The following is a 24,376-nucleotide window of genomic DNA, read 5'->3' on the forward strand; positions in this document are numbered from 1 at the left end:
AACTGGACGAACATCGGTTTGCAGATGAACCATCTTTAGCGCAGCATCTTCGTCAGACCAGAGGACCCCTCATGCGACACGTAGCCGAGGCTGCATTTGTATATTTCTGCGTGCTGTTCATCGGGTTGGGTCTTGCGAAGGTCGTACGTGACGGGTTCGAACTGCTGGGCATCGAACCGGTGTTGGGGCAACTGGTCGGCGCGTTGCTAGTCGCATTCCTTCTGTTGCCAGCGGCCGGTTTCGCCGTCCGGACATTCGACATAGCTCCCACCGTTCCCCAGCGCGTGGGCGTCGGCGTCATCGCGGTCTTGCTGATGTTCGTCGTCGGGATCGTAGAGCTTGTGTTTTTCCGCCGCTTCTTCGAGGCGGATCTGGCGCGGCCGATCGAGAATTCCTCGACCTACATCACGCTCGGCCTGCTGCTGTTCGCCGCCGTCCTGCCGGTGTTTCGTGAGCGTCATCGATAGGACTGAAGCCCCTTATGGCGTCGCCTTGAGGAGGATCTGAAGATGCCCCGCGGATGGCCTCGCCACACCGCGCGCGCCCAACTCGAACAAGGCCGGTTCATTCACGGCGGCGACGTCTTCAAGCTCAGCGCAGATGCGGCCGGCGCGCAGCTCGGCCTGTCGGATGTTCGCCGCCCCCCCCAAGGCCGCGGTCCAGCGATCAAGATCGATCTGATGGGCGATGGGCGCGGGTGCGAGCGGCGTCACAGCCAAGTTTTGACCGACCAGGGCGTCGCGGATCTCGCCAGCGACCTGATCGGCGATAGGTCCGAGCACGACCTGCAGGGCCTTGTCGGAAGGCCGGACCATGCCGCGTGAACCGAGCGCCTTGAGGGCTGGCTCGTCGACAGCCTTCTGGTCGGCGACGATCAGGCGCAGCCGCGTGGTGCAGGCGTCCACGCTGACCAGGTTGGCCGCCCCGCCGAGCGCGGTCACGAAATCCTCGCCGCGCCGGCCGCTGGGCGCCTGGGCGGTCGTCGCCGGGGCGACGTCGCCTTCCCTGCCCGGCGTCTTCAGGTCGAAGCGAGCGATGGCCCAGCGGAAGAGCCCGTAATAGAGCGCGAAATAGGCCGCCCCAACCGGCAGCAGCAGCCAGGGCCGGGTGGCCTTGTTGAAGTTCAGCAGGTAGTCGAACAGTCCCGCCGAAAAGCCGAAGCCGAGCTTTACGTCGAGCAGGCTCATCACCACGAACGACAGCCCGGTCAGCAGCGCGTGGATCGCGTAGAGCACCGGGGCGAGGAACATGAAGCTGAACTCGATCGGTTCGGTCACCCCGGTCAGGAATGTGGTCAACGCCATGGAGCCCAGCATCCCGCCGACCGCCTTGCGTCGGTGCGCCGGGGCGGCGTGATACATGGCCAGGCAGGCAGCCGGCAGGCCGAACATCATCACCGGGAAGAAGCCCACCATGAAAGCGCCGGCGCTCGGATCACCGGCGAAGAACCGGTTGAGGTCGCCGGTCGCGCCGTTGAAATCACCGACGATGAACCAGGCGATGTTGTTCAGGATGTGATGCAGGCCGGTGATGATCAGCGCCCGGTTCAGCACACCGTAGACGAAGAGGCCCAGCGCGCCCGACCCGACGATGGCGCGGCTGGCGTTGTCCATCACCATGTCGAGGGTCTCGTAGGTGAAGCCGACCAGCGCGGCGAGCCCCAGCCCGGCGAGGCCGGCGATGATCGGCACGAAACGCCGCCCGCCGAAGAACGCCAGGTATTCCGGGAGCTTTACATTCGAGAACCGGTTGTAGAACTGCCCGCCGATCACCCCTGACAGAATGCCGATCGGGACGGAGACCTTGGCGATGGCCTTCTGCTTGAAGGCCGCGGCGGCGAGGTCCACGGCGTCTCCCGCCATGCCCTTCAGGGCCTCGGGCGGAACATGCAGCAGCGTCTCGGCCCCCTTGGTGGCGATCAGGAAGCAGACCACGCCCGCCAGCCCCGCCGCGCCGTTGTTATCCTTGGCCAGTCCGACCGCGACCCCGGCCGCGAACAGCAGGCCCAGATTGGCGAAAATCGCCTCCCCCGCCGCGGCGATGAACGGAATGTCGAGGAGATCGGGCTGCCCAAGCCGCAGCAGCAGGCCCGCCGCCGGCAGGACGGCGATGGGCAGCATCAGCGCGCGGCCGAGGGACTGCAGGGCTTCGAGGGGCGAGGCCATCTCAGGCGTCTCCGGTGAGGAAGGTGTTGGAGAGCGCACGGACGGCGTCGGCCGAGGGCTGGGCCAGCGCCTGGACCGCTAGTCCGCGGCAAGCCTCGGGCGACAGAGTCCGGATCATGGCCTTGGCCTCCGGGATCGCGGCCGAGGGCATCGAAAGCTCGCTGACGCCGAGGCCCAGCAGGATCGGCACCGCGGCCAGATCGCCCGCGAGCCCGCCGCAGACCCCGGTCCAGAGCGCGTGCTTGGCCGCCCCGTCTGTCGTCTGGGCGATCAGGCGCAGGACGCCGGGATGCAGGGCGTCGATATCGCCGGCGAGGTCGGGGTTTCCCCGGTCCATGGCCAGGGTGTACTGAGTCAGGTCGTTGGTGCCGATCGATAGGAAGTCGGCTTCAGCCGCCAGCAGGTCGGCGATCATCGCCGCGGCCGGGGTCTCGATCATCACGCCAAGATCGGTACGCCCGGCCCGCCCCAACTCCTTACGCGCCTCGTCGAGCACCAGGCGCACGGCCCGCAGTTCGCTCAGACCGATCACCATCGGCGCCATGATCTTGGCGTGAGGCGCGCCGCGCAGGATGGCGCGCAGCTGTGTCTTCAACACATGGGGCCGGCGCAGTAGCACGCGGACACCCCGTAGCCCCAGGGCTGGGTTCTCCTCCGGCGCGATGGGCAGATAGGAGGCGGTCTTGTCGCCGCCGACATCGAGCAGCCTGATGATCAGCGGCCGTCCGCCGAGCCCGCGCGCGACGGCGGCGTAGTCTTCGGCCTGCTCGTCCTCGGTGGGGGCGCTCTCGCGTTCCAGGAACAGGAACTCGGTGCGCAACAGGCCGCAGCCCTCGGCCCCGGCGTGGACAGCGGCGTCGGCGTCGGCCTGGGAGCCCAGATTGGCGAACACCTTGATGCGTGTCCCGTCCGCCATTCGGCACTCTTCACGGGCGGCGGCGCGCGCGGCGATGCGGCGTTCGGCGCGAGTCGCCAGGGCGGTCTGCGCGGCTGCCAGCGCCCTGGCGTCAGGGGCGAGGTGCAGCAGCCCTGCGTCGGCGTCGAGGATCAGGCTGGTTCCTGCCCGAACCTGCGCCACGCCGGGACCGGCCGCCACCACGGCCGGTATCCCCATCGAGGCCGCAAGGATCGCCACATGCGAGGTCGGGCCGCCGCCGGCGGTGCAGATCCCGGCGAGCCGGCTGGGGTCGAGCCCCATCAACTGGGAGGGCAGCAGTTCCTCGGCCAGCAGGATGGCGTCCAGCGGCAGTTCGGGGCCGCGATCTTCCTGGCCGTTGATCGCCAGCAGGACGCGGCGTTCAAGGTCGAGCAGGTCGTCCACCCGCTCGGCGATCCGCCGGTCGCCCAGCCCGCGCAGCGCCTCGACATAGGCGCCGATGGCCGCGCGCCACGCATAGGCCGCGCTCTTGCCCTCGCCGATCAAGCGATGGGCCTGATCGGCCAGTTCGGGGTCCTCAAGGAAAGCCGCGTGGGCGCCGAGGATAGCCTTGCGGGCCGGGCTGCCGCTGGCTAGGGCCTCCCCGGCGATCCGAGCGCGGACAGCGTCCAAGGCTGAATTGAGCGCCGCCATTTCCGGCTGGGCGCCCTGGCCAAGTTCGGGGACAACGATCTCGTCCACGAATAGCCGAACGGCCTTGCCGACCGCCAGGCCGGGCGAAGCCATGACGCCGCGCAGCACCGCGACGCCCGGCCGAGCGGATTGGGATGGCTTCGCCGGCCCCGGAGCGGCGGGCTCGATGATCGGCGCGCCCTCCCCCATCCCGCCTTCGATCAATTCGGCCACCGCCTCCAGGGCCGCGGCGGCGTCGAGGCCGCTGGCCACCAGACTGGCCGCGTCGCCGTGGCGCAGACCAAGCGACATCACCCCGATTGGGCTCTTGGCGTTGGCCCGCCGGTTGAGCGCCACCACGGCGATCTCGGCCTGGAAGCGCTTGGCCGTATCCGCCAGCCGCGCGGCGGGCCGGGCGTGCAGGCCGTGGATCAGGGGAATGATGATGGCGCGGCTGAGCTCGGGTCCCGTGGCGACCGCGTCGGCGACGATCTTGCCGCCGCACGACAGGGTAAGCAGCGGCTCGCCGACCTTGACGCTGGCGCCGGTCAGCCGGCTGGCGATGACGCGCCCGCCCGCTCCGGTGATGACGATCGGCGTGATCAGGCTTTTGGCGTGGCGGGCCAGGAGATCGAGATCGAATGAGATCAGCGGGGCGCCGGCGCTCACCGCCTGGCCATCAGCGACATGGGCCGTGAAGCCCTCGCCCTTCAAGGCGACGGTCTCCAATCCGATGTGCATCAGGATCTCGACACCGCCGGCCGCGCGCAGGCTGACCGCGTGCTTGGAGGCATGGACCGACACGATGACGCCGTCACAGGGCGCGTGCAGGGTTGAACCCGTGGGATCGACCGCCAGGCCGTCGCCCAACATGGCCTGCGCGAAGACCGGATCGGGGACCTCCGACAGCGGGGCCGCCCAGCCGTCCAGCGGCGAGAGCAGCACGAGGTCACCCGCCATGACGGTCTCCGGCGATCAGGGTGACCCGGTCGACAGCCCACATGGGATCGACGCCCTTCTGGGTGAAGGTGAAGCAGAGGTCCCTGACGCCTGTCGCGCCGGCGATCTGCCCGGTCAACACCGTGACGCCTTGCGACGTAACAGCAGGCCCCAGCGGCAGGGTCGCGACCGCGGTCCCCGCGCATGAACCCTGGCGCACTTCCAGTTCTCCGTCCGGCGTCGCCGGCGGCCGGAACTTGATCTTGTCGACGTCCTTGCCGATCTGGAAGTTGAACGGCAATTGGCCGACCGCGACTTCGATCTGGCTGACGCCCGACAGGTCCGCGTCCTCATAGACCCAGCAGGGGTTCATGATGTCGATCAGGAACCGCGCGCGCGCGCCGCGCACCGGCGCGTCGTCCTCGATATTGAGCACCAGGTCCTCGCGGCAGGTCTTGAGGTCCTGGCTGGCTCTTGTGCGGATCGAGCGGGCGTCGATCTTGATGTCGGAGACCGGGGCCAAGGCCTGTCCCTTGCGGAACGCCTGGGCGCGGATGGTGACGCCTAGCGGCGCGGTCAGCGGCGCCTGATAGAGCGCCGAGCCCGTGGTCGGGGCCGAGCCGTCCAAGGTGTAGCGGATCTCGCCGATATCCTCGGCGCCGAGCAGGCGGACCATCGCCCCTGGCCCAACTGGGCTGGCCAGTGCGCGAACCCGCAGGGCGGTCTCATCCACAGGCTGGCCAAGGGCGCGGGACCGCTCCAACTCTACCGGCAGTCGGTCGGCGAAGTCCTTCCAGTCCTTGCGCGCGGCCGGCGACCAGGCGGTCTCAGCCAGCGCCATCGCGCGTGGGAACGCCATGAGCGCCACGCGGTCTTCGGTGCGCATGTGTTCGGTCCAGAGATTGGCCTGGACCCCGAGCACGTGATGACGCTCGTCGGGGTTCAAGGCCAACGGCATCGGCTCGTAATTGTAGACCTCCCGCAGTCCAACCACCTGCCCCCGGCCTGGCAGACCGTCCGGCGCCGCCGTCTGGCGATGGTTGAGATAGAGCGTCGGCGCTGGGCTGAGGATGGTGTCGTGGCCCAGCTTGGCGGCGATGATCGCGCCGTCGATCCCGCGCCAGGACATCACCGTCGCGCTCTGCGCGACCCCGCCTTCGAGGATCTCGTCCCAGCCGATCAGGCGGCGGCCGTGGCCGTTGAGGGTCTGTTCGACGCGAGAGATGAACCAGCCCTGCAGAGCCGTCTCGCTGGCGATGTGCAGTACCTTCATCCGCGCCTGGACCGCGGGATTGGCCTTCCACTGCTCCTTGACCGCCTCGTCGCCGCCGACATGGATGTAGCGGCTGGGGAACAACTCGATGACTTCGCTCAGGACATCGTCGAGGAAGGCGAAGGTCTTCTCATCGACATTATAGAGATACGGGAAGACGCCCCAATCACCGGAGGTCGCCGCGGGCGGCGCGGCCGACCCCAGCTCTGGATAGGCGACGATGGGCGCGTGGGCGTGGCCCGGCATCTCGATCTCGGGGACGATGGTGACGTGCCGCGCGGCCGCATAGGCCACGATCTCGCGGACCTGATCCTGGGTGTAGAAGCCACCGATCACGTGGGGGTGTCCGGTCTTCGGGTCGATGTCGGCCGCCGCTGCGGGACCGGCCGGGACGCGCCAGGCGCCGATCTGCGTCAGCCTTGGGTACTTCTTGATTTCCAGTCGCCAGCCCTGATCGTCGACCAGGTGCCAGTGCAGGGTGTTCAGCTTGGCCATCGCCATTCGGTCGATGAAGTCCTTCACGAACTCAACGCTCTGGAAGTGGCGGGCGCTGTCCAGCATCAGCCCGCGCCAGGCGAAGCGCGGCGCGTCTTCGATCCGGCGGCCAGCGATCTCGACCGCGCCCTTGCCCGCCGTCTCGGTGGCCAGTTGCCAGACGCTCGTCGCCCCATAGAAGAGTCCGGCCCCGCCCGCCGAGGTGACGACGATGCGATCGGTCGCGACGTCCAGGTCATAGGCCTCGCCCGCCGGCGCGCCGCGCTGGAACGCGATGGCCCCGGCCTGAGGTGCGCCTTGGCGAACCGTGAGCTTAAGGCCGCGCGAGCGGTTGAACAGTTCGGCCAGGCGTTGGGCGCTGGCTTGGGCCTCGGCGTCCCCGACTGGGTAGAGGATCGGGGTCTGCGAGTGAATCTGGAAGGCGCCGTCCCGCGGGGTTTCGGCGGCGGGCGCGGGGATGATCTTGGCCGGCGCCGCCAGGGACGCGCCGGCGAAACCCGCCAAACTCGAGGCCAGGGCGATCAGCAGTGGCAGACGCATGGTCGGACCTGTCATCCACGAAAAAGGGAAAGCGAAACGGTGCACCGCTCCGCTTTCGAGTCGCAGGGGATTAGACTGAAGAACGTCGGTCTTCGCGAGGGGGAGAGCACGGCCGGTTCGCCAGCCGCGCCTCCGGGCCTCAGAAGGTCAGGTTCACCGTCGCCATGTACCGGCGACCGGTCCGGTACACACCGCGCGGCAGGGCCGGCGTGTTGGCGTAGGCGTAGTACTCGGAGTCCGTCAGGTTCATGCCCGCCAGCGTCAGGGCGACGTTCTTCGTGAAGTTGTAGGTGCCGGTCAGGTCCAGGGAGTTGACGGCGCGGACGAACATCTCGTCGCCGCGGTCGACGCCGGTGAAGTACTTCGAGCGCCAGGTGTAGGTAGCCCGCAGCTGGACCGGCCCCTGCTCATAGAACGGGCTGATGTTCACCTGGTGCTTGGAATTGTAGGGCAGCGGCGCGCCGTCTTGCCCCTGTCCGTCGGCGTAGGTGTAGTTGGCCAACAGGCCCAGGCCATAGGCGTAGTTCTGCTGATAGGCGAACGACACGCCCTTGATATCGGCCGAGCCGGCGTTGTGCGGGCGGCTGATCTGATAGGTGGTCACCCGGCCCTGGGACTGGTTGAAGAACTGCTCCGGTCCTGTCTGCTGCAGGATGTAGTTGCTGATATCCTTGTAGAAGAACTCAGCGGCCAGGATCGCCTGCGGCTGGAAGTACCATTCGGCCGAGAAGTTGAAGTTGGCCGACTTGTAGGGATCCAGGTCCGGGTTGCCGCCTGAGCCGATCAGGATCCCATCCGACAGTTGGAAGAAATTGGTCATGTCGGCGTAGTTCGGCCGTGCGATCACCTGGGCGGCGGCGAAGCGCAGGACCAGGTCTTCACGGGCGGTGTAGGCGAGGTTCACGCTCGGCAGGAAGTTGTCATACGACTTGGACGCGGTCTTCCAGGTCCAGTCGGTGGGCGCGGCGCAAGGCGAGCCGGGATTGCAGACATAGCCCGCGCTATCGACACCGGTGTGGACGTAGCGGACGCCGAAGTTCCCCCGCAACTCCCCTGCCTCGATATTGGCCTGGGCGTAGGCGGCGTTGATGTCTTCCTGGATCTCCCAGTTGCCGGCGGTGAATTCCGGCGCGGCGAAGATCGAGGGGGTCGGCATGGCCTGGCCGGGCGCCAGCCACTTGCCGCTCTCGACATACTGGACCATCGAGTCGCCATCGAGACGGAAGCGGTTCCGCATCTGGTCGTTCGAGTCGAAGCCGCGCAGGTAGTTCCCCGGCACGGTCGAGGGGCTGAACAGGCCAGCCGAGGCGGCGACGCCGGTGATGGCGATGCCCGCGTATTGCTGTGTGGTTTCGTGGCGGCGGAACTTGTAGCCGACCTGGACGCGTTTGATCACGCCGTCGAGATCCATGCCGAAGTCGGCCTGGGCGTACTTTTCTTCATCCGTGGTGGGCTTGCTGACGATATTGCCGCTCCAACCCGGATCGGTGGCGAAGGCGGCCGGATTGCCCTGGACGTTGGTCGTATAGGTCAGCTGGCCGGGGTTGTGCGGCGCGGCGGTTATGTCGACCGAGTAGTCGGCCCAGTTCAGGAACTCGAGGAATACCTGGCGCTTGGTGCCGCCGTCGGCCTTGGACAGACCGATATTGCCCGACAGGTCCCAGCCGTCACCCTTCCACTTGCCGCGGAAGTCATAGGTGTCGGAGTTCATCTCGGCCTCGCGGGCCTGCACGTCGAGCACGCTTAGCGCGTTTTTGAAGCTCGCCCGGGTGACGATGCCGTTGGTGACGCTCAGGTCGGTCAAGGACCCCAGGCTGTTCCATGTGTTGCCCTGGAAGGCGTACATCGACTGATTGAGATTGTCGTAGCTGGCGTCGATCTTCAGCCAGTTGAACTCGAGTTCGAGTTGCTCCATCGGCCGGAACTGCAGCGAGGCCGTATAGGTCAGCCGCTCGCGTTCCTGTTCAAAATACGAGGTGCCGTAGGCGTTCGGGCTGCGGGCCCCCAAGTTCGCCGTCAGCGTGGCGGCGCAGTCGCCCAGGCAGCCGTTGTTGCGAGAATCGATGGGGTTATCGGCGTTGCCGCCAGCCCACTGGTTCGCCGCCATGGTTCCGTAGGTCTCAACCCCGTCGCGGCGAAGCTGGTCGGTGGCCTTCTGCACGGACACCGCGACGCCGATCGTCTCGGCCTCGTTCTTCCAACTCGCCATCGCGGCGCCCTGGAAGTCACCCTTCTTGGAGCGGTCGTTGTAGAGATAGCCAACCGAGCCGGCGATGGTTGGGGACTCAAGCTCGAACGGGCGACGAGTATGGACGATCACCGTCCCCCCGATGCTGCCTTCGTCGATCCGTGCCTCGGGCGTCTTATAGATGTCCACCCGACCGACGATCTGCGGCGCGAGCAGGGCGTAGTTGAAGGTCCGGCCAGGGCTGTCGAGGATGAACCAGTCAGCGGAAGCTACAGTCTGGCCGTTGAGCAGGGTGCGGTTCAGCGCCGGGTCGGTGCCCAGGATGCTGACCTTCTCCCCTTGGCCGAATTGGCGGTCGACCGTGACGCCCGGAACCATGGTCAGGGCTTCGGCGACATTGCTGTTTGGGAACTTGCCTACGTCCTCGGCGGTGACCGAGTCGACGATGGCGTCGGCGGCTCGCTTGGTTTCCAGTGACTGCTGCAAGGACGCCCGGATGCCGGTGACAACCAGCTCGTCGACCTGAGCCTCTTGCGCGGACGCCCCGCAGGCCCAGGTGAGCCCGAGCAGGCTGACGGATGCGATCAGGATAGATTTATGACGTGTTTTCACTCGGCTTCTCCCCAAAGTCCGGGCCTCCACCCGGAGCCGACGCGAGCCCAATGTGATACCAATTCTTCGCAAATCACTGCGACAAACCGGGGTTCACCGACCCTGCGACGCCGAACTGTGCGTAGTTTCACAAAATTGACAAGCCCAAAAAGAGACCAATTGCGCTACTGGAACATATTGGTATCTAAATGGTCCCAAGATACATCGACGCTCGAAGTATCGGCGTTCGACCTGGAGAGACGCCCTTGACCTTTTCCGACCGTATCGGCCGGCTCGACGCACAGGACCACGCGCCTCTTTACCGCCAGCTCCAGAAGGTGCTGCGGGACGCCATCGCCAATCAGGTGCTTGGTCCGGACGACGCCCTGCCCGCCGAGCGCGAGTTCGCCGATGACCTGGGAGTCTCGCGTATCACCGTGCGCAAGGCGCTGGATGGATTGGTCAGCGAGGGCCTGCTGATTCGCCGCCAAGGCGCGGGCACCTTCGTCGCCGCCCGGGTCGAAAAGAACTTCTCCAAGCTCTCCTCCTTCACTGAAGACATGATCTCGCGCGGCCGGGTTCCGCACTCGACCTGGCTGTCGCGGACCGAGGGCCAGGTCACCCCCGAGGAATCACTGACTCTGGGGCTGTCGCCGGGCGCGCCGGTCTATCGCTTCAGCCGGATTCGCTACGCCGACGGCTCGCCGATGGCGCTGGAGTATTCGACCCTGGCGGCCTTCTGCATGCCTAGCTCGGACTTCGTCGAAACCTCGCTCTACGAGGCGCTGGAGAAGACCGGTCATCGGCCGGTGCGCGCCCTGCAGCGGCTGCGAGCCGTGCTGTTCACCCCCGAGCAAGCCGACCTTCTGGGCGTGGCGTCCCGCGATCCTGGCCTGCTCATCGAGCGCCGGGGGTTCCTGAAAGATGGTCGGGTGGTCGAGGTCACCCAGTCCTATTATCGCGGCGACGCCTATGACTTCGTCGCTGAGCTGAACGCCATTTGACGTGAACACCCCGTGCTCCGGAGAACGCGCTTGCCCCTGACGCCCCCTGCCCCGGAAGCCACGCTGATGTTCCGCGAGGCGGCCGAGGCCCCCGCCGTTGTCGCCCGTCTCCTGGCCGCCAACGCGCCGTTGGTCCAGGCGTTGGGCGCGGAGCTGCGGGCCAATCCACCCCGGGCCGTCGTCACCTGCGCCCGCGGCTCGTCCGATCACGCCGCGACCTACGCCAAGTACCTGATCGAGACCCTGACCGGCGTGGTCACCTCGTCGGCCGCCCTGTCTGTCAGCTCGGTCTACGCGGCCGAACCCAAGCTGCAGGGCGTGCTCTATCTGGCGATCTCCCAGTCGGGAAAGAGCCCCGACCTGCTCGCCGCCGTCGAGGCCGCCAAGCAGGCCGGCGCCCTGGTCGTCGCCCTGGTCAATGACGAGGCCTCGCCCCTGGCGGCGCTCGCCGATCACGTCCTGCCGCTGCACGCCGGGCCCGAACTCAGCGTCGCGGCCACCAAATCCTACATCGCCGCCCTGACCGGCATCGCCCAGCTGGTCGCTGCCTGGAGTCAGGACGCGGGGTTGGAAAAGGCCCTGGAGGAGTTGCCCGCCACCCTGCGCGAGGCCTGGCCGCTCGACTGGAGCCCGGTCGCCGAGCGCCTGACAGCCGCGACCAATCTCTATGTCCTGGGCCGCGGCGTCGGTTTCGGGATCGCCCAGGAAGCGGCGCTGAAGTTCAAGGAAACCTGCGGCCTGCATGCCGAGGCGTTCAGCGCCGCCGAGGTGCTGCACGGTCCGATGGCCCTGGTGCGGAAAGGCTTTCCGGTGCTGATCTTCGCTCAGGACGACCAAAGTCAGGCCAGCGTCCTCGACCTGGCGCAAGAGCTGTCGGCCCGCGGCGTCGATGTCATGCTGGCTGGAGAGCATGGCCCTGGCGCCTTGCCCACCGTGCGCGCGCATCCCAATCTCGAGCCGATCGCGCGTATTCAGAGCTTCTACCGGATGGCCAACACCCTCTCGATCCTGCGCGGGCACGACCCGGACAAGCCGCCCCACCTGAACAAGGTGACCGAGACGATCTGATGGCTGTAGCTCTCGTCAATGGCCAGGTGCTGACCGGCGGCCGCTTTGAAACCGTGAGCGTCCTCATCGAGGGCGAGCGCATTGTCGCGGTCGGCGGCGACGCACAGGCGGCGCAGGCCAGCACGCGTATCGATCTGAACGGCGGCTTCCTGTTGCCTGGTTTCCTGGACACCCAGGTCAACGGCGGCGGCGGCCTGCTGTTCAATGACGCGCCGAGCGTCGAGACCATCGCCACCATCGGCGCTGCGCACCGGCGCTACGGCGTCACCGGCTTCCTGCCCACCTTGATCAGCGATGACCTGGCCAAGGTCGCCTGCGCGATCGAGGCCGTGGATCAGGCCATCGAGGCCGGCGTGCCCGGCGTGCTGGGCATTCACATCGAGGGGCCGTTCCTCAGCGAGCGTCGCAAGGGCGTCCACGACGCCTCCAAGTTCCGCACCCTCGACGAGGCATCCCTCAAGCTGCTGACCTCGGCGCGCCATGGCAAGACGCTGGTCACCCTGGCGCCCGAGACCACCACGCCCCAGATGATCGGGCGCCTGGCCGCGTCCGGTGTGACCGTCGCTGCGGGCCACACCAACGCCACCTATGAGCGGCTGATGGAGGCGCTGGGCGCGGGCGTGACCGGGTTCACCCACCTCTTCAACGCCATGTCGCCCCTGGCCAATCGCGAGCCGGGCGCCGTGGGCGCGGCGCTCGACCATCAGGACAGCTGGTGCGGGGTGATCATCGACGGCCGCCACATCCACCCGGCCGCCCTGCGCATCGCCTTCCGGGCCAAGCGCCACGACCGCTTCATGCTGGTCACCGACGCCATGCCCAGCGTCGGGATGGTCGACAAGAGCTTCACGATCCAGGGCCGCCCGATCCATGTGGTGAACGGGGTCTGCGTCGATGAGAACGGCACGCTCGCCGGCTCCGATCTCGACATGGCCAGCGCCGTGCGCAACGCCGTCCAATTGACCGGCCTCGACCTGGCCGACGCCGCCGCCATGGCCTCGACCAATCCGGCCGCCTTCCTGGGACTTCAAGGCGACCTGGGACAGATCACGCCAGGCTACCGGGCAAACCTCACATTGCTCGACGCCGAGCTGAAGGCCGCACGCACCTGGATCGATGGGCGCGAGGCCTGAGCGGAAAGGGCTCCACAAACCGCGAAGCCTGGCCTAAAGCAACCGCGTGACCCGGGCTCTTGATCAGCGCAGAGGAACGCCGCGCAGCATCTTCATGGTGCTGGCCGCGCTGGCGCTCGCGATCAAGGTGATGATCCCAGCCGGGTTCATGACCGCCCCGCCGTCCGCCGACGAACTCCCGTTCACCCTGGTTCTCTGCACGGCTCAAGGCGCGGTCATGGTCCAATCGGACGACCTCGCAGCCCCGATCCACGACGATCAGGGCTCGGGCGAGAGCGCGGCGCACGACAGCCCTTGCGCCTTCGCGGGGCACGGCGCCGGCGCCCCGCCGCCCAACCTGCTGGACGCCCGCGCCGTCGAGTTCGTCGCCTATCGCGCCCCGGCCGCCGTTCAGGTCATCCACCGGGCGCCGGGCCGAGGCCTGGCCGCGCCCCCGCTCCCCGCACGCGGCCCACCTACCCTGCTGACCTGACGCGCTCGCCGTTCGGCTGAGCGCGCTTTTGCACGTCTGTCGCTGTCCAGCGATCCAAGGCCGTGCGCTTCCTGTTCCCCAAACCAAACCCTCGTCGCCGCGCGTCGGCGGCCGCCTCCAGCCAGGAGTCTCCCATGAAAGCTCTCTTCGCCCTCATTCCGCTCGTCCTCGTCGCGGCCTGCGATCGTGCGCCGCAACCCGCGCCTACGGTGACCATCACCGACGCCTGGTGTCGCGCGGCTCCCGCCGGCGCCCCGACCGGCGGCTGCTACGTCACCCTGACCGCCAGCGCCGACGACAAGCTGCTCACCGTCGAGACGGCCGCCGCCGACCGGGCCGAGATCCACAGCATGGACATGACCGACGGCGTGATGCGGATGCGCAAGCTCGACGGGCTCGACCTCCCGGCCGGCAAGGCCGTCATGCTCTCGCCGGGCGCCGAGCACCTGATGATCATCGCCCCCAAGGCGACCCTGGCCGAGGGCGGCGTGGTTCCGCTTACCTTCAAGTTCGGCAAGGCGCCGGCCCAAAGCGTGGAAGCCCCGGTCCGCGCCGCCGCCGCCGCCGCCGGAATGGACCACGGGATGGATCACAGCATGGCGCACGGCCAATGAGGGCGCGCCTTGCCTTCCTGATCGGCTGCTTTGTCCTGGCCGTGGCGCTGTTCGGCGCCGTCACCTTCCTGCAGCTTCGGCAAGCGCCTAGCCCAAGCGTCGCGGCGGTCGATATCGGCGGGCCGTTCCAACTCGTCGATACAGCCGGCCGTTCGGTCACCGAAAAGACCCTGCTCGGCAAGCCGACGGCGGTCTTCTTCGGCTTCACCTACTGCCCGGAGGTCTGTCCAACCACGCTGACGGAGATCAGCGCCGCCTTGAACGCGCTCGGCCGTGACGCCGACAAGCTCAATGTCGTCCTGGTCTCGGTCGATCCCGAACGCGACACCCCCGAGCAGATGAAGCTCTACCTTTCGAACTTCGACGCTCGGATCCAGGGCTTCACCGGCACGCCGGAAGCCGTGGCCCAGGCCGCGAAGGCCTACCGCGTCTTCTACAAGAAGGTCGCTGTGGACGGCGGCGACTACACCGTCGACCATTCCTCGGCGATCTACCTGTTCGACAAGAAGGGACGCTTCGTCGAGCCTATCGCCTATGGCGCCCCGCATGAGCGCGTGGTCGCTCAGTTGAAGAAGCTCGTGACCCAGAGCTGAGGCGGTGGCGAAGGGGGCGAATCTCATGACCTGGGCGCGATCACATCGCGGCGTCGTCCTGACGCTGGCGCTGCTGGCGCTCGCGTTCAAGATCGCTATTCCGCCCGGTTACATGGTCGCAGCAGCGACCAACTCGCTGCCCTTCGCCATCGTCATTTGCACCGCTCAGGGCGCGGTCGTCGTCGATCCCGGCGGTTCCCATGAAGACAGCGAAGCCTCGAATCACGACGCACCCTGCGTCTTCGCGGGGCACGGCCTCGGCGCCGAACCTCCAGAGCGCAGCAGCCATCTCGTCCGCCCCACGCTCGCCTACCACCCGATAGCGCCTACTCCGTCCTGCGAGGCGACACCTGGGCGAGGGCTTTGCGCCCCGCCGCCTCCCGCGCGTGGACCTCCCCTGTCGATCTGATCGCCGCGCCTTAAGCGCGACCGCCTTCGCCAGATCATCGACATCGCGGCCGCCGGCTTCATTCGGCCGCCGCAGGACCATGTGCTTATGAAATCGCTTCTCTTGACCGCGACGGCGCTGACTGCGCTGTCGCCCGCCCTTGCCTACGCCGACGTCGCCACCAGCATTGATGAGTTCATCGTCACTGGCCGTCCAGCCGCCCTGGCGCTTGACCACGCCGCCCCCGCCGCCAGCCGGCTTGGCCTCACCAACCGCGAGGTCCCGGCGACCCTGGATGTCATCACCCAGCAACGGATGCAGGCCGAGGGGCTTCGAACCTCCATCGAAGCCCTCAACGCGGCGCCCGGCGTCAACGGGGGAACCCTGCCCGGCTCGGTCGGCGTGACCTCGATGCGGGGCTTCACCAGCACGGCCATCGCCTATCTGTTCGACGGGGTCAGGGTGACCGGCTCGAACAGCGCGATCCGCAACTTCGACACCTTCAACTTCGACCGAGTCGAGATCCTGAAAGGCCCCGCCTCGGTCCTCTACGGGGAAGGCGCCCTGGCAGGGGCGATCAACCTGGTCCCCAAGCGCGCCCGCATCGGAGAGAGCAGCGGAGAAGGCCTAGTCAGCCTCGGCGCCTTCGACACCCTACGGGCCGGTCTGGGGGGCAATCTGGCGCTTGGCGACACAGCCGCCCTGCGTGCCGACGCCAGCTTCAGCCGATCTTCCGGTTGGGTGGATGACACCGACTCGCTGGCTGGCGCGGTGACGGCCTCGTTGCTCTTGAAGCCGACAGACCGCCTCACCCTGACACTATCGGGCGACTACAACCACGACGACTATTCCACCGCCTATTTCGGCTCCACCCTGGTCCCGGCGGCGGTCGCACGCGATCCCTCGGGCCTGGTCCGGAACGCTCAGGGCCTGGTGCTCGATAAGGCTACGATCCGTCGGAACTACAATGTCGAGGACGGCGAGATGACCTCGACCGCCTGGCAACTGCGCGCCCGCGCCGACTACCGGCTCTCCGACCATTGGATGCTGTCCAATGAACTGGCCGGGTACACCGCCGACCGGCTCTGGAAAAATTCCGAGGACGTGACGTTCGACGCCGCCACCGGCCGGCTCAACCGCAGCACCACCCTGATCGCTCACGATCACGACTATTGGACTGGGCGCGCCTACGCGGCCTTCGACGGCCCGCTCGCCGGCCGGCGCAACCGCTTCACCCTGGGCGCGGAGTACAGCGACACGCACTTCGTCACCCGCCGCCGCTTTGGCATGACCACGCCGGTCGATCGCTTCGATCCGGTTCGTGGACGCTTTCCAGAGATCACGGCGGCGAACTTCCCTGGCGCGGGCAACCGCGTCGATTGGGTCAGCGACGCCACCGTGGCGGCGCTGTTCGCCGAGAACGCCTTCAACCTCACGACCAAATGGCTGCTGGTGGGCGGCGTCCGCTACGACCACGTCGAGCTTGAACGCCAGACCCTCGACCTGAACACCGGCGCGGCGGCCAGGTTCAGCCAGGACTACGACCCGCTCTCCTGGCGGATAGGCACGGTCTACGATCTGGCGTCCAAGACCCAGGTCTACGCTCAGTTCAGCCATGCGGTGACGCCGGTCAGCAGCTTCCTGTTCCTGAACGCCGCCAACGCCAAGTTCGACCTGAGCGCCGGCGAAGCCGTCGAGGTTGGGATCAAGACCAGCTTCTGGTAGGACCGGATCGACCTCACAGCGGCGGCCTATCACATCGTCCAGGACGATATCCTGACCCGCGATCCAGCCAATCCAGCACTCACCATTCAAGGGGGCAGCCAATCATCACGCGGCGTCGAGCTGTCGATGTCCGCGGCGCTCACCGATCAACTGCGGGTCGACGCTGGCGCGGCCCTGCTGGAGAGCCGCTTCGACACCCTGATCGAGGCCGGCGGCGTCGACCGCTCCGGTAATCGCCCGCCCAATGTGCCTGAGCAGATGTTCGATCTCAGCGCCTACTACAGCCTGCGGGCGGCGCCGCTGACCTTCGGCGCCACGGTGCGCCATGACGGCGACTTCTACACCAGCAACGCCAACACCTATCGGGTCGCGGCTCGCACCACCCTCGACGCCCAGGTCAGCTGGCGCGCGCCATTCGGCAGGCTGACCCTGCGCGGCCGAAATCTCTTCAATACGCTCTACGCCGACTGGTCGGGCTATGGCGCGACCCAGGTCTATCTGGGCGCGCCGCGCAGCTTTGACCTCACCCTGACGCGAAGCTTCTGATCATGAGGCCCCATCTCTACCAAACCATCTGGCGCTGGCATTTCTACGCCGGGCTGCTGGTGGCGCCGTTCATGCTGATCCTGGCCGTGACGGGCGCGATCTATCTCTTCAACGACGAGATCAACGACGCCCTGCACCCACAGCAACGCCTCGTCGCTCACGCAGAGCAGCGGCCGGTCAGCCAGATGATCGCCGCCGCACTCACCGACTACCCTGGCGGTTCGGCCACCCGCGTCGATCTGCCGGCGCCAGGCCGCAGCGTCCAGGTCTTCGTGACCCCCGCCGCGGGCGACCCGGTTCGGGTCTATGTCGATCCCGGCACGGCCCGGGTGCTGGGGTCCTATGTCTACACTCACACCATCGTCGGCTTCGCCGATGTCGCCCACGGCTCGCTGATGTTGGGCAAGTTCGGCGACGGCGTTGTCGAGCTGGTGGCCTGTTGGGGGCTGATCCTTGTGGCGACGGGAATCTATCTCTGGTGGCCCCGGGGCGGCCTGCGGGTCCAAGGCGTGTTGATCCCTCGCCTGAAGGAGACGGGTCGCACCCTCTGGCGTGATCTGCACGCCGTGACCGGCGTCTGGACAGCGCTGCTGATCGCCTTCCTGATCGTCACCGGCCTGCCCTGGGCCAATGTCTGGGGCGGCCTGCTGAAGCGCGGAACCGACACGGTGGGGATCGGCTATCCGACCAGCCATCGATTGCACGGGACAACGCCGACCACGACCGTCAAGCAAGCCCTTGGCCAGGCGCCCTGGACGCTGGAAGACACCCCGATGCCGGCCTCCGATCCGCATGCCGACCATCATGGTGGTCATGCCGGCATGACCATGGATGCAAACTCTCCCTCCATCGGAGTCGATCGGGCCGTCGCCATCTTCGAGGGAAAAGGAGTCCAGGGGCCCTATCGCCTGTTTCTGCCGTCGGCCCCGGCAGGCGCCTTCACCGCCTACACCTATCCCGATCGGCCGCAGGGCCAGCGGACCGTCCACCTCGACCAGTATTCTGGACGAGTGCTCGATGACGTCGGCTTCGCCAACTATGGCTGGGCGGCGAAAGGGGTGGAGCTCGGAGTTCAGCTGCACATGGGCAACTATTTCGGCCGGGCCAATCAGATCGTCATGCTGATCGCCTGTCTCGGCGTCATCATGCTGTCGCTCACCGGTCCGATCATGTGGTGGCGACGCCGTCCAAAGGGCGGACTCGCCGCGCCGCGCGAACTTAGTCCGTTGAAGCTCCGGACCGTCGCCCTGATCACCCTGGCTCTAGGAGCTCTTTTCCCGCTTGCTGGCGTTTCCCTGCTTCTGGTGTTGATCATCGATCAGCTTCGCCCTAGCCGACAGGACAACGCCTAGTCGGTTTGACCGCGTGCGGCGGCCTGATAGGCTTTTCTGAACAACGATAAGTTTGGGAGGCCCTGGTGGCCGAGACGCGTCTACCCAAGGCCTGCATCATCGGGGCGGGATGCTCGGGATTCACGACCGCCAAGCGGTTGAAGGATTTCGGCATCCCCTATGATTGCTTCGAGATCTCCGACGAGGTCGGCGGCAACTGGTACTACAAGAACCCTAACGGGATGTCGGCCTGCTACGAGAGCCTGCACATCGACACCTCGAAATGGCGCCTGGCTTTCGAGGACTTCCCCGTCCCCGCCGACTGGCCAGACTTCCCGCACCACGCCCAGTTGCATCAGTACTTCAAGGACTATGTCGATCACTTCGACCTGAGGGAGACGATCACCTTCAGGACCGCGGTCGACAAGGCGCGGCGCAACGCCGACGGCCTCTGGGAGGTGACCCTCTCGACCGGAGAAACCCGGCTCTATGACGCGCTGTTCGTCTGCAACGGTCACCACTGGAGCCCGCGCATCCCGAACTATACCGGCGAATTTGACGGCGCCGCCTTCCACAGCCACGCCTATTCCGACCCGTTCGACCCCGTCGATATGCGCGGCAAGAACATCGTGGTGGTCGGCATGGGCAATTCGGCGATGGATATCGCCTCCGAGCTCGCCCAACGGCCCATCGCCAAGAACCTGTGGGTGTCGGCGCGGCGCGGGGTCTGGGTGCTGCCGAAATACATGAACGGCAAGCCGGCCGACAAATCGGCGATGCCGTCCTGGATGCCCAAGAAGCTCGGCCTGGCCATGGCCCGGAAGGTCATCAAGAAGGCTATCGGCGCCATGGAGGACTACGGCCTGCCCAAGCCCGACCATGAGCCGCTTGAAGCCCACCCCTCGGTCAGTGGCGAGTTCCTGACCCGCGCGGGTTGCGGCGATATCAAGTTCAAGCCTCAGATCGAGGCGCTGGACGGCGATCAGGTCCGCTTCGCCGATGGCACGGTCGAGGACGTCGATGTGATCATCTTCGCCACCGGCTACGATATGCGCTTCCCGTTCTTCGACGATCCGGGCCTGGTCCCGGACGGCGATCACCGGCTGCCGCTGTTCAAGCGGATGATGAAGCCGGGCGTGCCGAACCTCTTCTATATGGGCCTAGCCCAGCCGCTGCCGACCCTGGTCAATTTCGCTGAGCAACAGGCCAAACTGGCGGCCGCCTATCTGGCCGGGCTCTACCTGCCGCCCTCAATCGCAGACATGAACCAGGTGATCGCCAAGGACGAGGCCACGCACCTTGGCCAGTATTACCGCTCCAAGCGCCACACCATCCAGGTCGACTTCAACACCTACGTCGCCGACCTACACAAGGAGGTCGCCAAGGGCGCGAAGCGCGCGAACGCGGCCGGAAACCGTCTGTCGGTGCCGGGGCGGGTCGCCGAACACGTCGCCCAGAGCCCGGTCAGCGCCAGCTAGTCTGGCAGCGCCAGCTCGCCGTCGGCGATGCGCCGCAGGGTCTCCACGAAGAAGCTCGGCTCAAGGGCGGTGACACGGGCTTCCAGGCTCTCGGCCGTTTCGCCCGGCGCCAAGGGCACCGAGCGCCGGGCGATCACCGGACCATGGTCATACATCTCGTCCACGGCGTGGATAGTGACGCCGCTCTCGGCCACGCCGGCGGCGATCACCGCCTCGTGGACCCGGCGGCCATACATGCCCTCGCCGCCAAAGGCCGGCAGCGCGCCCGGATGGATGTTGATCACCCGGTTTCGGTAGCGCCCAAGCGTCTTGGGGCCAAGCCGGCGCAAATAGCCTGAAGCGACGATCAGATCGACGCCAGCCGCTTCCATCGCCGCGCAGAGCCGGGCGTCGGCCGCCTCCGGATCAGACTGGGTCGGAATGACCAGGGTCGGCACACCACGCGACGCCGCGAATTCCAGGGCTCCGGCGTTCTTGTTGTTACTGACTACCAATCGCGGCTCGGCGGCCAGCTCTCCTGCTTGGATGGCCTCGATCATCGCCCGCATGCTGGAGCCATTGCGAGAAGCCAAAAAGCCAAGCTTAAGCGGCGAGGAACTCATCAGAAATCGCCGCCCAGTTGATGTTCGAACCGTAGCCCGTCGAAAGCCGGTTCAACCCCGGTCGGCAGCCGGGCCGCGAGATCGTCGAAGTCGAGGTCGATGTGCATATTGGTCAGGATCGCCCGGCGGGGCTTGACCCGCGCTATCCACTCCAGTGCCAGATCGACATGGGCGTGGGTCGGATGGGGCTTCCAGCGCAGGGCGTCCAAGATCCAGACGTCGAGATCCGCCAGGGCTTCGAAGGCGGCCTCATCCAGCCCCACCACATCGCTGGAATAGGCAACATTTCCAAAGCGATATCCGATAGATCTCACACCGCCATGATCCTGATCAAAGGTGCTCACCGGGATCACCCCCGACGGTCCCTCAACCGACCAAGACGCCCCATGCGGCGGCACGATCTGGATATCCCCGATCGCCGGATAGCCGCCCTCGCCCACAAAGATGTAGCCGAACCGCCGCCGCATCGACTCCGCGGTCGACTCGTCCATGTGGCAATTAATTCTAGCGCGCTGGCGGATAGCAAAGGCGCGGATATCGTCTATCCCGTGGGTCTGGTCCGCATGGTCGTGCGTCAACAGCACGGCATCCATGCGCCGAGCGCCAGCGTCCGAGGTCTGCGACACGAGATCGGGGGAAGTATCGACAATCAAAGTGGTTTCGCTCTCGGCGCTCACGCCCTTTCGGCGGACCAACAGCGAGCAACGGCGACGGCGGTTCTTCGGATTGGCCGGGTTGCAGTCGCCCCAATCGCCGTCCGCGCGCGGCACCCCGCCCGACGACCCGCAGCCCAGAATGGTGAACTCCAGCACCCCGCTCATGGCCGCGGAATCTTGTCGAACAGGGCGAAGAAGGCGTCCTCGGTCTTCTGTTCGGCCTCCTGCGCCGACCAGCCGCGAATTTCGGCCAGCTTAGCGAGTACGGCGGGCAGATAGGCGGGCTCGTTGCGCCGCCCGCGGTGCGGGATGGGCGCTAGATAGGGGCAGTCCGTCTCCACGATGATCCGGTCGGCGGGCATGCCACGCACCACGGCGCGGACGTCCTCGGCCGCCTTGAAGGTGGCGATGCCGGACACCGAGAACCAGGCGCCCAGCGCCGCGGCCCGCGCCGCCAATTCGGGGCCGGACGTGTAGCAATGCATCAGCATCTTGAACGGCCCCCGGGCGTGCTCTTCCTCCAGGATATCGCCCATCAACGCGTCGGCCTCACGGGTGTGAACCACCAGCGGCAAGCCGGTTTCCCGCGCCGCGGCGACATGAGCCCGGAACACCTTGGCTTGGATGTCACGCGGGCTCAGATCGTAATGGAAATCCAGCCCGGTCTCACCGATCCCGACCACGCGCGGATCGGCCGCCAACGCCACCAGCTCGGCGACCGAGAGGTCGGGATTCTCTTTGGCCTCATGCGGATGGGTGCCGACTGTGCACCATATGTCGGGATGATCGGCCAGGGCGCGAACGGCTGTGAAGTGCGAGACCTTGTCGCTGATATTGACCATCAGGGCGATGCCGGCGGCGCGGGCGCGGGCGATCACCTCGTCCCGATCATCATCGAATTGGTGCGCGTGCAGGTTGACGTGACTGTCGATCAGCATGGAACGAGGAAACTCAGGCGCGCGCGGCGGCGCGCAGTTCAGAAAGCGCGGTGAAGAAGGCGTCGGTCCGGTCCAGGTTGACGGCCTCGACCTCGCGCGGCAGGCGCTGCAGCGTCTCCCACGCCGCAGCCCAGCGATCAAGACCGCCATAGCCCTCGCCAGCCAACCGGGTGACGTGGCTGTGGACCCGCTCAGCCAGTCGCTCGAACAGCAGATTGAACTGGGCCTGGCCCTCCCCGCCCCGGAACCGGTCCGTCAACGCCAGCGCCGCGGCCTCGTTGACCTGCGGGAGGCTCATCAGGATTTCCTTGGCCGCGTCGTCCACCGCCACCGCGCCCGCCAGAGCCAAGGCCAGGGCGCGCCCGGGCGCGCCATTGGCCATCCGCGCCAGTCGGATCGAGTCCTCGGCGTTTGCCGAGGTCCGCGACTGGACAAAGCTCGTCACATCGCTTTCCGCCAAGCCGCCAAACGCCAGCCGGCGGCACCGCGATCGGATCGTGGGCAGCAAACGGCCCGGCGAGTGGGAGATCAGCAGCAGGATGCCACGCTCCGGCGGCTCCTCCAGGGTTTTCAGCACCGCATTGGCCGAATTGACGTTCAGATCGTCAGCGGCGTCGATGATCGCCACCCGGTGAGGTGAACTGGCGGGCGACTTGGAAAAGAAATCCGAGAGCTTGCGTGCTTCGTCGACCGGGATGGCTTTGCGGACCTTGCCGTCCTCGCCGATCCGCTCCAGCACCATGATGTCGGGATGCGAGCGGGCGATAATCTGGCGGCTGACCGGATGGCCGGGCGAGGCGCCCAGGACGCCGTAGGAGCGCTCCGGCGGCGCGCCCAGCAACCGGCGAGCGGCGCGATAGGCGAAGGTCGCCTTGCCCACGCCCTCGGGTCCGGTCAGCAGCCAGGCGTGGTGCAGACGCCCACGGCTGCGGGCTTCCTCAAAGGCGATCTCGGCGGCCTCATGACCTTTCAGGTCGAAGACCTCGCGTGGATGGGTGGGCTGCTCAGCCATGGACGACCAGCCTGTCGCTGACTGTGGTCCAGACCTGGCCCTCGACCTCGTCCATCGAGCCCGAGGCGTCGATCAGGGCGCAGCGATTGGGTTCGGCCTTGGCGATGGCCAGGAAGGCTGCGCGCAACCGCTCGTGGAACGCCACGCCCTTGGATTCGAACCGGGTCTCGGCATGGCCCTCGGAGTTGGCGAAGCTCTCTGCCCGCGCCAGGCCAATCCCTACCGGGAGGTCGAACACCAGGGTAAGGTCGGGCCGCACCTCATCCAAGACGTGAGCCTCGAGCGCCGAGATCAAAGCAGGTTCCACTCCCCCTGCCCCGCCTTGATAGGCCCGAGTAGAGTCGGCGAACCGGTCGCAGATCACCCATGCTCCGCGCGCCAGGGCCGGTTGGATGGTCCGCTCGATATGGTCGCGCCGCGCGCCGTACATCAGCAGGGTCTCGGTCACCGGGCTCCAGCGGTCAGCCTCGCCTTTCAAGACAAGATTTCGGATCGCCTCGGCGCCCGGCGAGCCGCCCGGTTCGCGGGTCTGGACGACATCGAGGCCCTCGTTTTGCAGGCGCGCAACTAGGCGCCGGACCTGGGTTGATTTCCCAGCTCCCTCTCCGCCTTCAAAGGTGATGAACCGCCCGCGCGTCACGCGGCCAAAATGGCCCGTTCGCTCGGTTTGTCCAGCCGCGATACGCCTCTACAGCCCCGGCCGCACGACTCGAGCCTCTGCGAAGCCTGAAGCGGCGACCCGATCACGTAAGGCCCAGGCCTCGGCTTCGTCGGGCGTGCCCTGCACCATCACGCGGTACAATGTCACGCCATCCGCTCGTTGGAACGGCTCGACCGTCGCGGTCACGCCGCCGCCGAGTTGGTTGACCACTCGCTGGGCGTTCGCCGGATCGGAAAAGGCGCCTGCCTGGACGCGATAGGCCAGGCCCGTCCCGGCGCTGGGAGTTGCGACGAGTGTGGAAGTCCCGAGCGGCGGAAGCGAGGAAGAACCGACGACGGGCGGCAAGGGCGCCGTCCCGGGCGACGGATTCAATCCGACATAGGGCGTCGGGCCGCTCGGCATCTGATCGGTCGAC

20 protein-coding genes and 1 pseudogene are annotated in these 24,376 nt (G+C 67.0%); 10 read left to right on the forward strand and 11 right to left on the reverse strand.

The genetic code is table 11. From position 1 onward, the window contains the following. Nucleotides 1–110: 110 nt before the first annotated feature. The gene (locus Q7T84_RS19100; protein ID WP_304812147.1) at nt 111–467 is read left to right on the forward strand and encodes a hypothetical protein; all 357 of its coding nucleotides are present in this window, start codon (nt 111–113) and stop codon (nt 465–467) included. A 12-nt stretch (nt 468–479) separates the two neighbouring features. Here the strand turns inward: Q7T84_RS19100 and nagE are convergent, their stop codons facing one another. From nagE to Q7T84_RS19120, 4 genes are all read right to left on the reverse strand, one after another. Further along, entirely contained in the window at nt 480–2,165 is a 1,686-nt protein-coding gene (gene nagE / locus Q7T84_RS19105) for an N-acetylglucosamine-specific PTS transporter subunit IIBC (RefSeq protein WP_304812149.1), read from the reverse strand. A 1-nt stretch (nt 2,166) separates the two neighbouring features. Then, nucleotides 2,167–4,674 carry a phosphoenolpyruvate--protein phosphotransferase gene (gene ptsP, locus Q7T84_RS19110; protein WP_304812151.1) on the reverse strand — a complete coding sequence of 836 codons (2,508 nt, stop codon included), beginning with the start codon at nt 4,672–4,674 and terminating at the stop codon, nt 2,167–2,169. Then, on the reverse strand, nt 4,664–6,961 hold the full coding sequence (locus tag Q7T84_RS19115) for a family 20 glycosylhydrolase (RefSeq protein ID WP_304812153.1): 2,298 nt from the start codon (nt 6,959–6,961) through the stop codon (nt 4,664–4,666). The genes ptsP and Q7T84_RS19115 overlap by 11 nt, the downstream gene beginning before the upstream one ends. Before the next feature lie 139 nt (nt 6,962–7,100). After that, nucleotides 7,101–9,761, reverse strand: coding sequence for a TonB-dependent receptor (locus Q7T84_RS19120; protein ID WP_304812156.1), 2,661 nt, complete (start codon nt 9,759–9,761; stop codon nt 7,101–7,103). A gap of 245 nt (nt 9,762–10,006) precedes the next feature. On the opposite strand from Q7T84_RS19120, the gene Q7T84_RS19125 reads away from it, so the two are divergent. The 6 genes from Q7T84_RS19125 (at nt 10,007) to Q7T84_RS19150 (ending at nt 14,624) form a co-directional block, all read left to right on the forward strand. Next, the gene (locus Q7T84_RS19125) at nt 10,007–10,744 is read left to right on the forward strand and encodes a GntR family transcriptional regulator (RefSeq protein WP_304812159.1); all 738 of its coding nucleotides are present in this window, start codon (nt 10,007–10,009) and stop codon (nt 10,742–10,744) included. 66 nt (nt 10,745–10,810) lie between these two features. Continuing rightward, nucleotides 10,811–11,812, forward strand: a complete 1,002-nt coding sequence (locus tag Q7T84_RS19130; RefSeq protein ID WP_304812195.1) for an SIS domain-containing protein — start codon at nt 10,811–10,813, stop codon at nt 11,810–11,812. After that, entirely contained in the window at nt 11,812–12,945 is a 1,134-nt protein-coding gene (nagA, locus tag Q7T84_RS19135) for an N-acetylglucosamine-6-phosphate deacetylase (RefSeq protein WP_304812162.1), read from the forward strand. The genes Q7T84_RS19130 and nagA overlap by 1 nt, the downstream gene beginning before the upstream one ends. 46 nt (nt 12,946–12,991) lie before the next feature. Beyond that, nucleotides 12,992–13,417, forward strand: coding sequence for a DUF2946 family protein (locus tag Q7T84_RS19140; RefSeq protein WP_304812165.1), 426 nt, complete (start codon nt 12,992–12,994; stop codon nt 13,415–13,417). Between the two features lie 134 nt (nt 13,418–13,551). Next, nucleotides 13,552–14,031, forward strand: a complete 480-nt coding sequence (locus Q7T84_RS19145) for a copper chaperone PCu(A)C (RefSeq protein WP_304812168.1) — start codon at nt 13,552–13,554, stop codon at nt 14,029–14,031. After that, nucleotides 14,028–14,624 carry an SCO family protein gene (locus Q7T84_RS19150; RefSeq protein WP_304812171.1) on the forward strand — a complete coding sequence of 199 codons (597 nt, stop codon included), beginning with the start codon at nt 14,028–14,030 and terminating at the stop codon, nt 14,622–14,624. The genes Q7T84_RS19145 and Q7T84_RS19150 overlap by 4 nt, the downstream gene beginning before the upstream one ends. A 40-nt stretch (nt 14,625–14,664) precedes the next feature. Here Q7T84_RS19150 and Q7T84_RS19155 read toward each other — a convergent pair whose 3' ends face one another. Further along, entirely contained in the window at nt 14,665–14,913 is a 249-nt protein-coding gene (locus Q7T84_RS19155) for a hypothetical protein (RefSeq protein ID WP_304812173.1), read from the reverse strand. Nucleotides 14,914–15,120: 207 nt separating this feature from the next. Between Q7T84_RS19155 and Q7T84_RS19160 the strand changes: the two are divergent. The 3 genes and pseudogenes from Q7T84_RS19160 (at nt 15,121) to Q7T84_RS19170 (ending at nt 20,092) form a co-directional block, all read left to right on the forward strand. Continuing rightward, a pseudogene (locus tag Q7T84_RS19160) lies at nt 15,121–17,283 on the forward strand (TonB-dependent receptor). A 2-nt stretch (nt 17,284–17,285) separates the two neighbouring features. After that, the gene (locus Q7T84_RS19165; protein ID WP_304812176.1) at nt 17,286–18,635 is read left to right on the forward strand and encodes a PepSY domain-containing protein; all 1,350 of its coding nucleotides are present in this window, start codon (nt 17,286–17,288) and stop codon (nt 18,633–18,635) included. Nucleotides 18,636–18,700: 65 nt separating this feature from the next. Then, nucleotides 18,701–20,092: an NAD(P)/FAD-dependent oxidoreductase gene (locus tag Q7T84_RS19170; protein ID WP_304812179.1), complete on the forward strand. Its 1,392-nt coding sequence runs from the start codon at nt 18,701–18,703 to the stop codon at nt 20,090–20,092. On the opposite strand, the gene Q7T84_RS19175 is transcribed toward Q7T84_RS19170, so the two are convergent. The 6 genes from Q7T84_RS19175 to Q7T84_RS19200 form a co-directional block, all read right to left on the reverse strand. Further along, nucleotides 20,089–20,694, reverse strand: a complete 606-nt coding sequence (locus tag Q7T84_RS19175; protein ID WP_304812182.1) for a phosphoribosylglycinamide formyltransferase — start codon at nt 20,692–20,694, stop codon at nt 20,089–20,091. The genes Q7T84_RS19170 and Q7T84_RS19175 overlap by 4 nt on opposite strands. Then, nucleotides 20,694–21,515, reverse strand: coding sequence for an MBL fold metallo-hydrolase (locus Q7T84_RS19180; RefSeq protein WP_304812185.1), 822 nt, complete (start codon nt 21,513–21,515; stop codon nt 20,694–20,696). Before Q7T84_RS19180 ends, Q7T84_RS19175 begins: the two co-directional genes overlap by 1 nt. Continuing rightward, the gene (locus tag Q7T84_RS19185) at nt 21,512–22,288 is read right to left on the reverse strand and encodes a TatD family hydrolase (protein ID WP_304812187.1); all 777 of its coding nucleotides are present in this window, start codon (nt 22,286–22,288) and stop codon (nt 21,512–21,514) included. The genes Q7T84_RS19180 and Q7T84_RS19185 overlap by 4 nt, the downstream gene beginning before the upstream one ends. A gap of 13 nt (nt 22,289–22,301) precedes the next feature. After that, nucleotides 22,302–23,300, reverse strand: a complete 999-nt coding sequence (locus Q7T84_RS19190; protein WP_304812189.1) for a DNA polymerase III subunit delta' — start codon at nt 23,298–23,300, stop codon at nt 22,302–22,304. Then, nucleotides 23,293–23,940, reverse strand: a complete 648-nt coding sequence (gene tmk / locus Q7T84_RS19195; protein ID WP_304812191.1) for a dTMP kinase — start codon at nt 23,938–23,940, stop codon at nt 23,293–23,295. The genes Q7T84_RS19190 and tmk overlap by 8 nt, the downstream gene beginning before the upstream one ends. A 48-nt stretch (nt 23,941–23,988) precedes the next feature. Beyond that, a partial coding sequence (locus tag Q7T84_RS19200) for an SPOR domain-containing protein (RefSeq protein ID WP_304812193.1) occupies nt 23,989–24,376 on the reverse strand: 388 nt, incomplete at its 5' end.

Source organism: Phenylobacterium sp., from assembly GCF_030654915.1.
Taxonomy (GTDB): domain Bacteria; phylum Pseudomonadota; class Alphaproteobacteria; order Caulobacterales; family Caulobacteraceae; genus Phenylobacterium.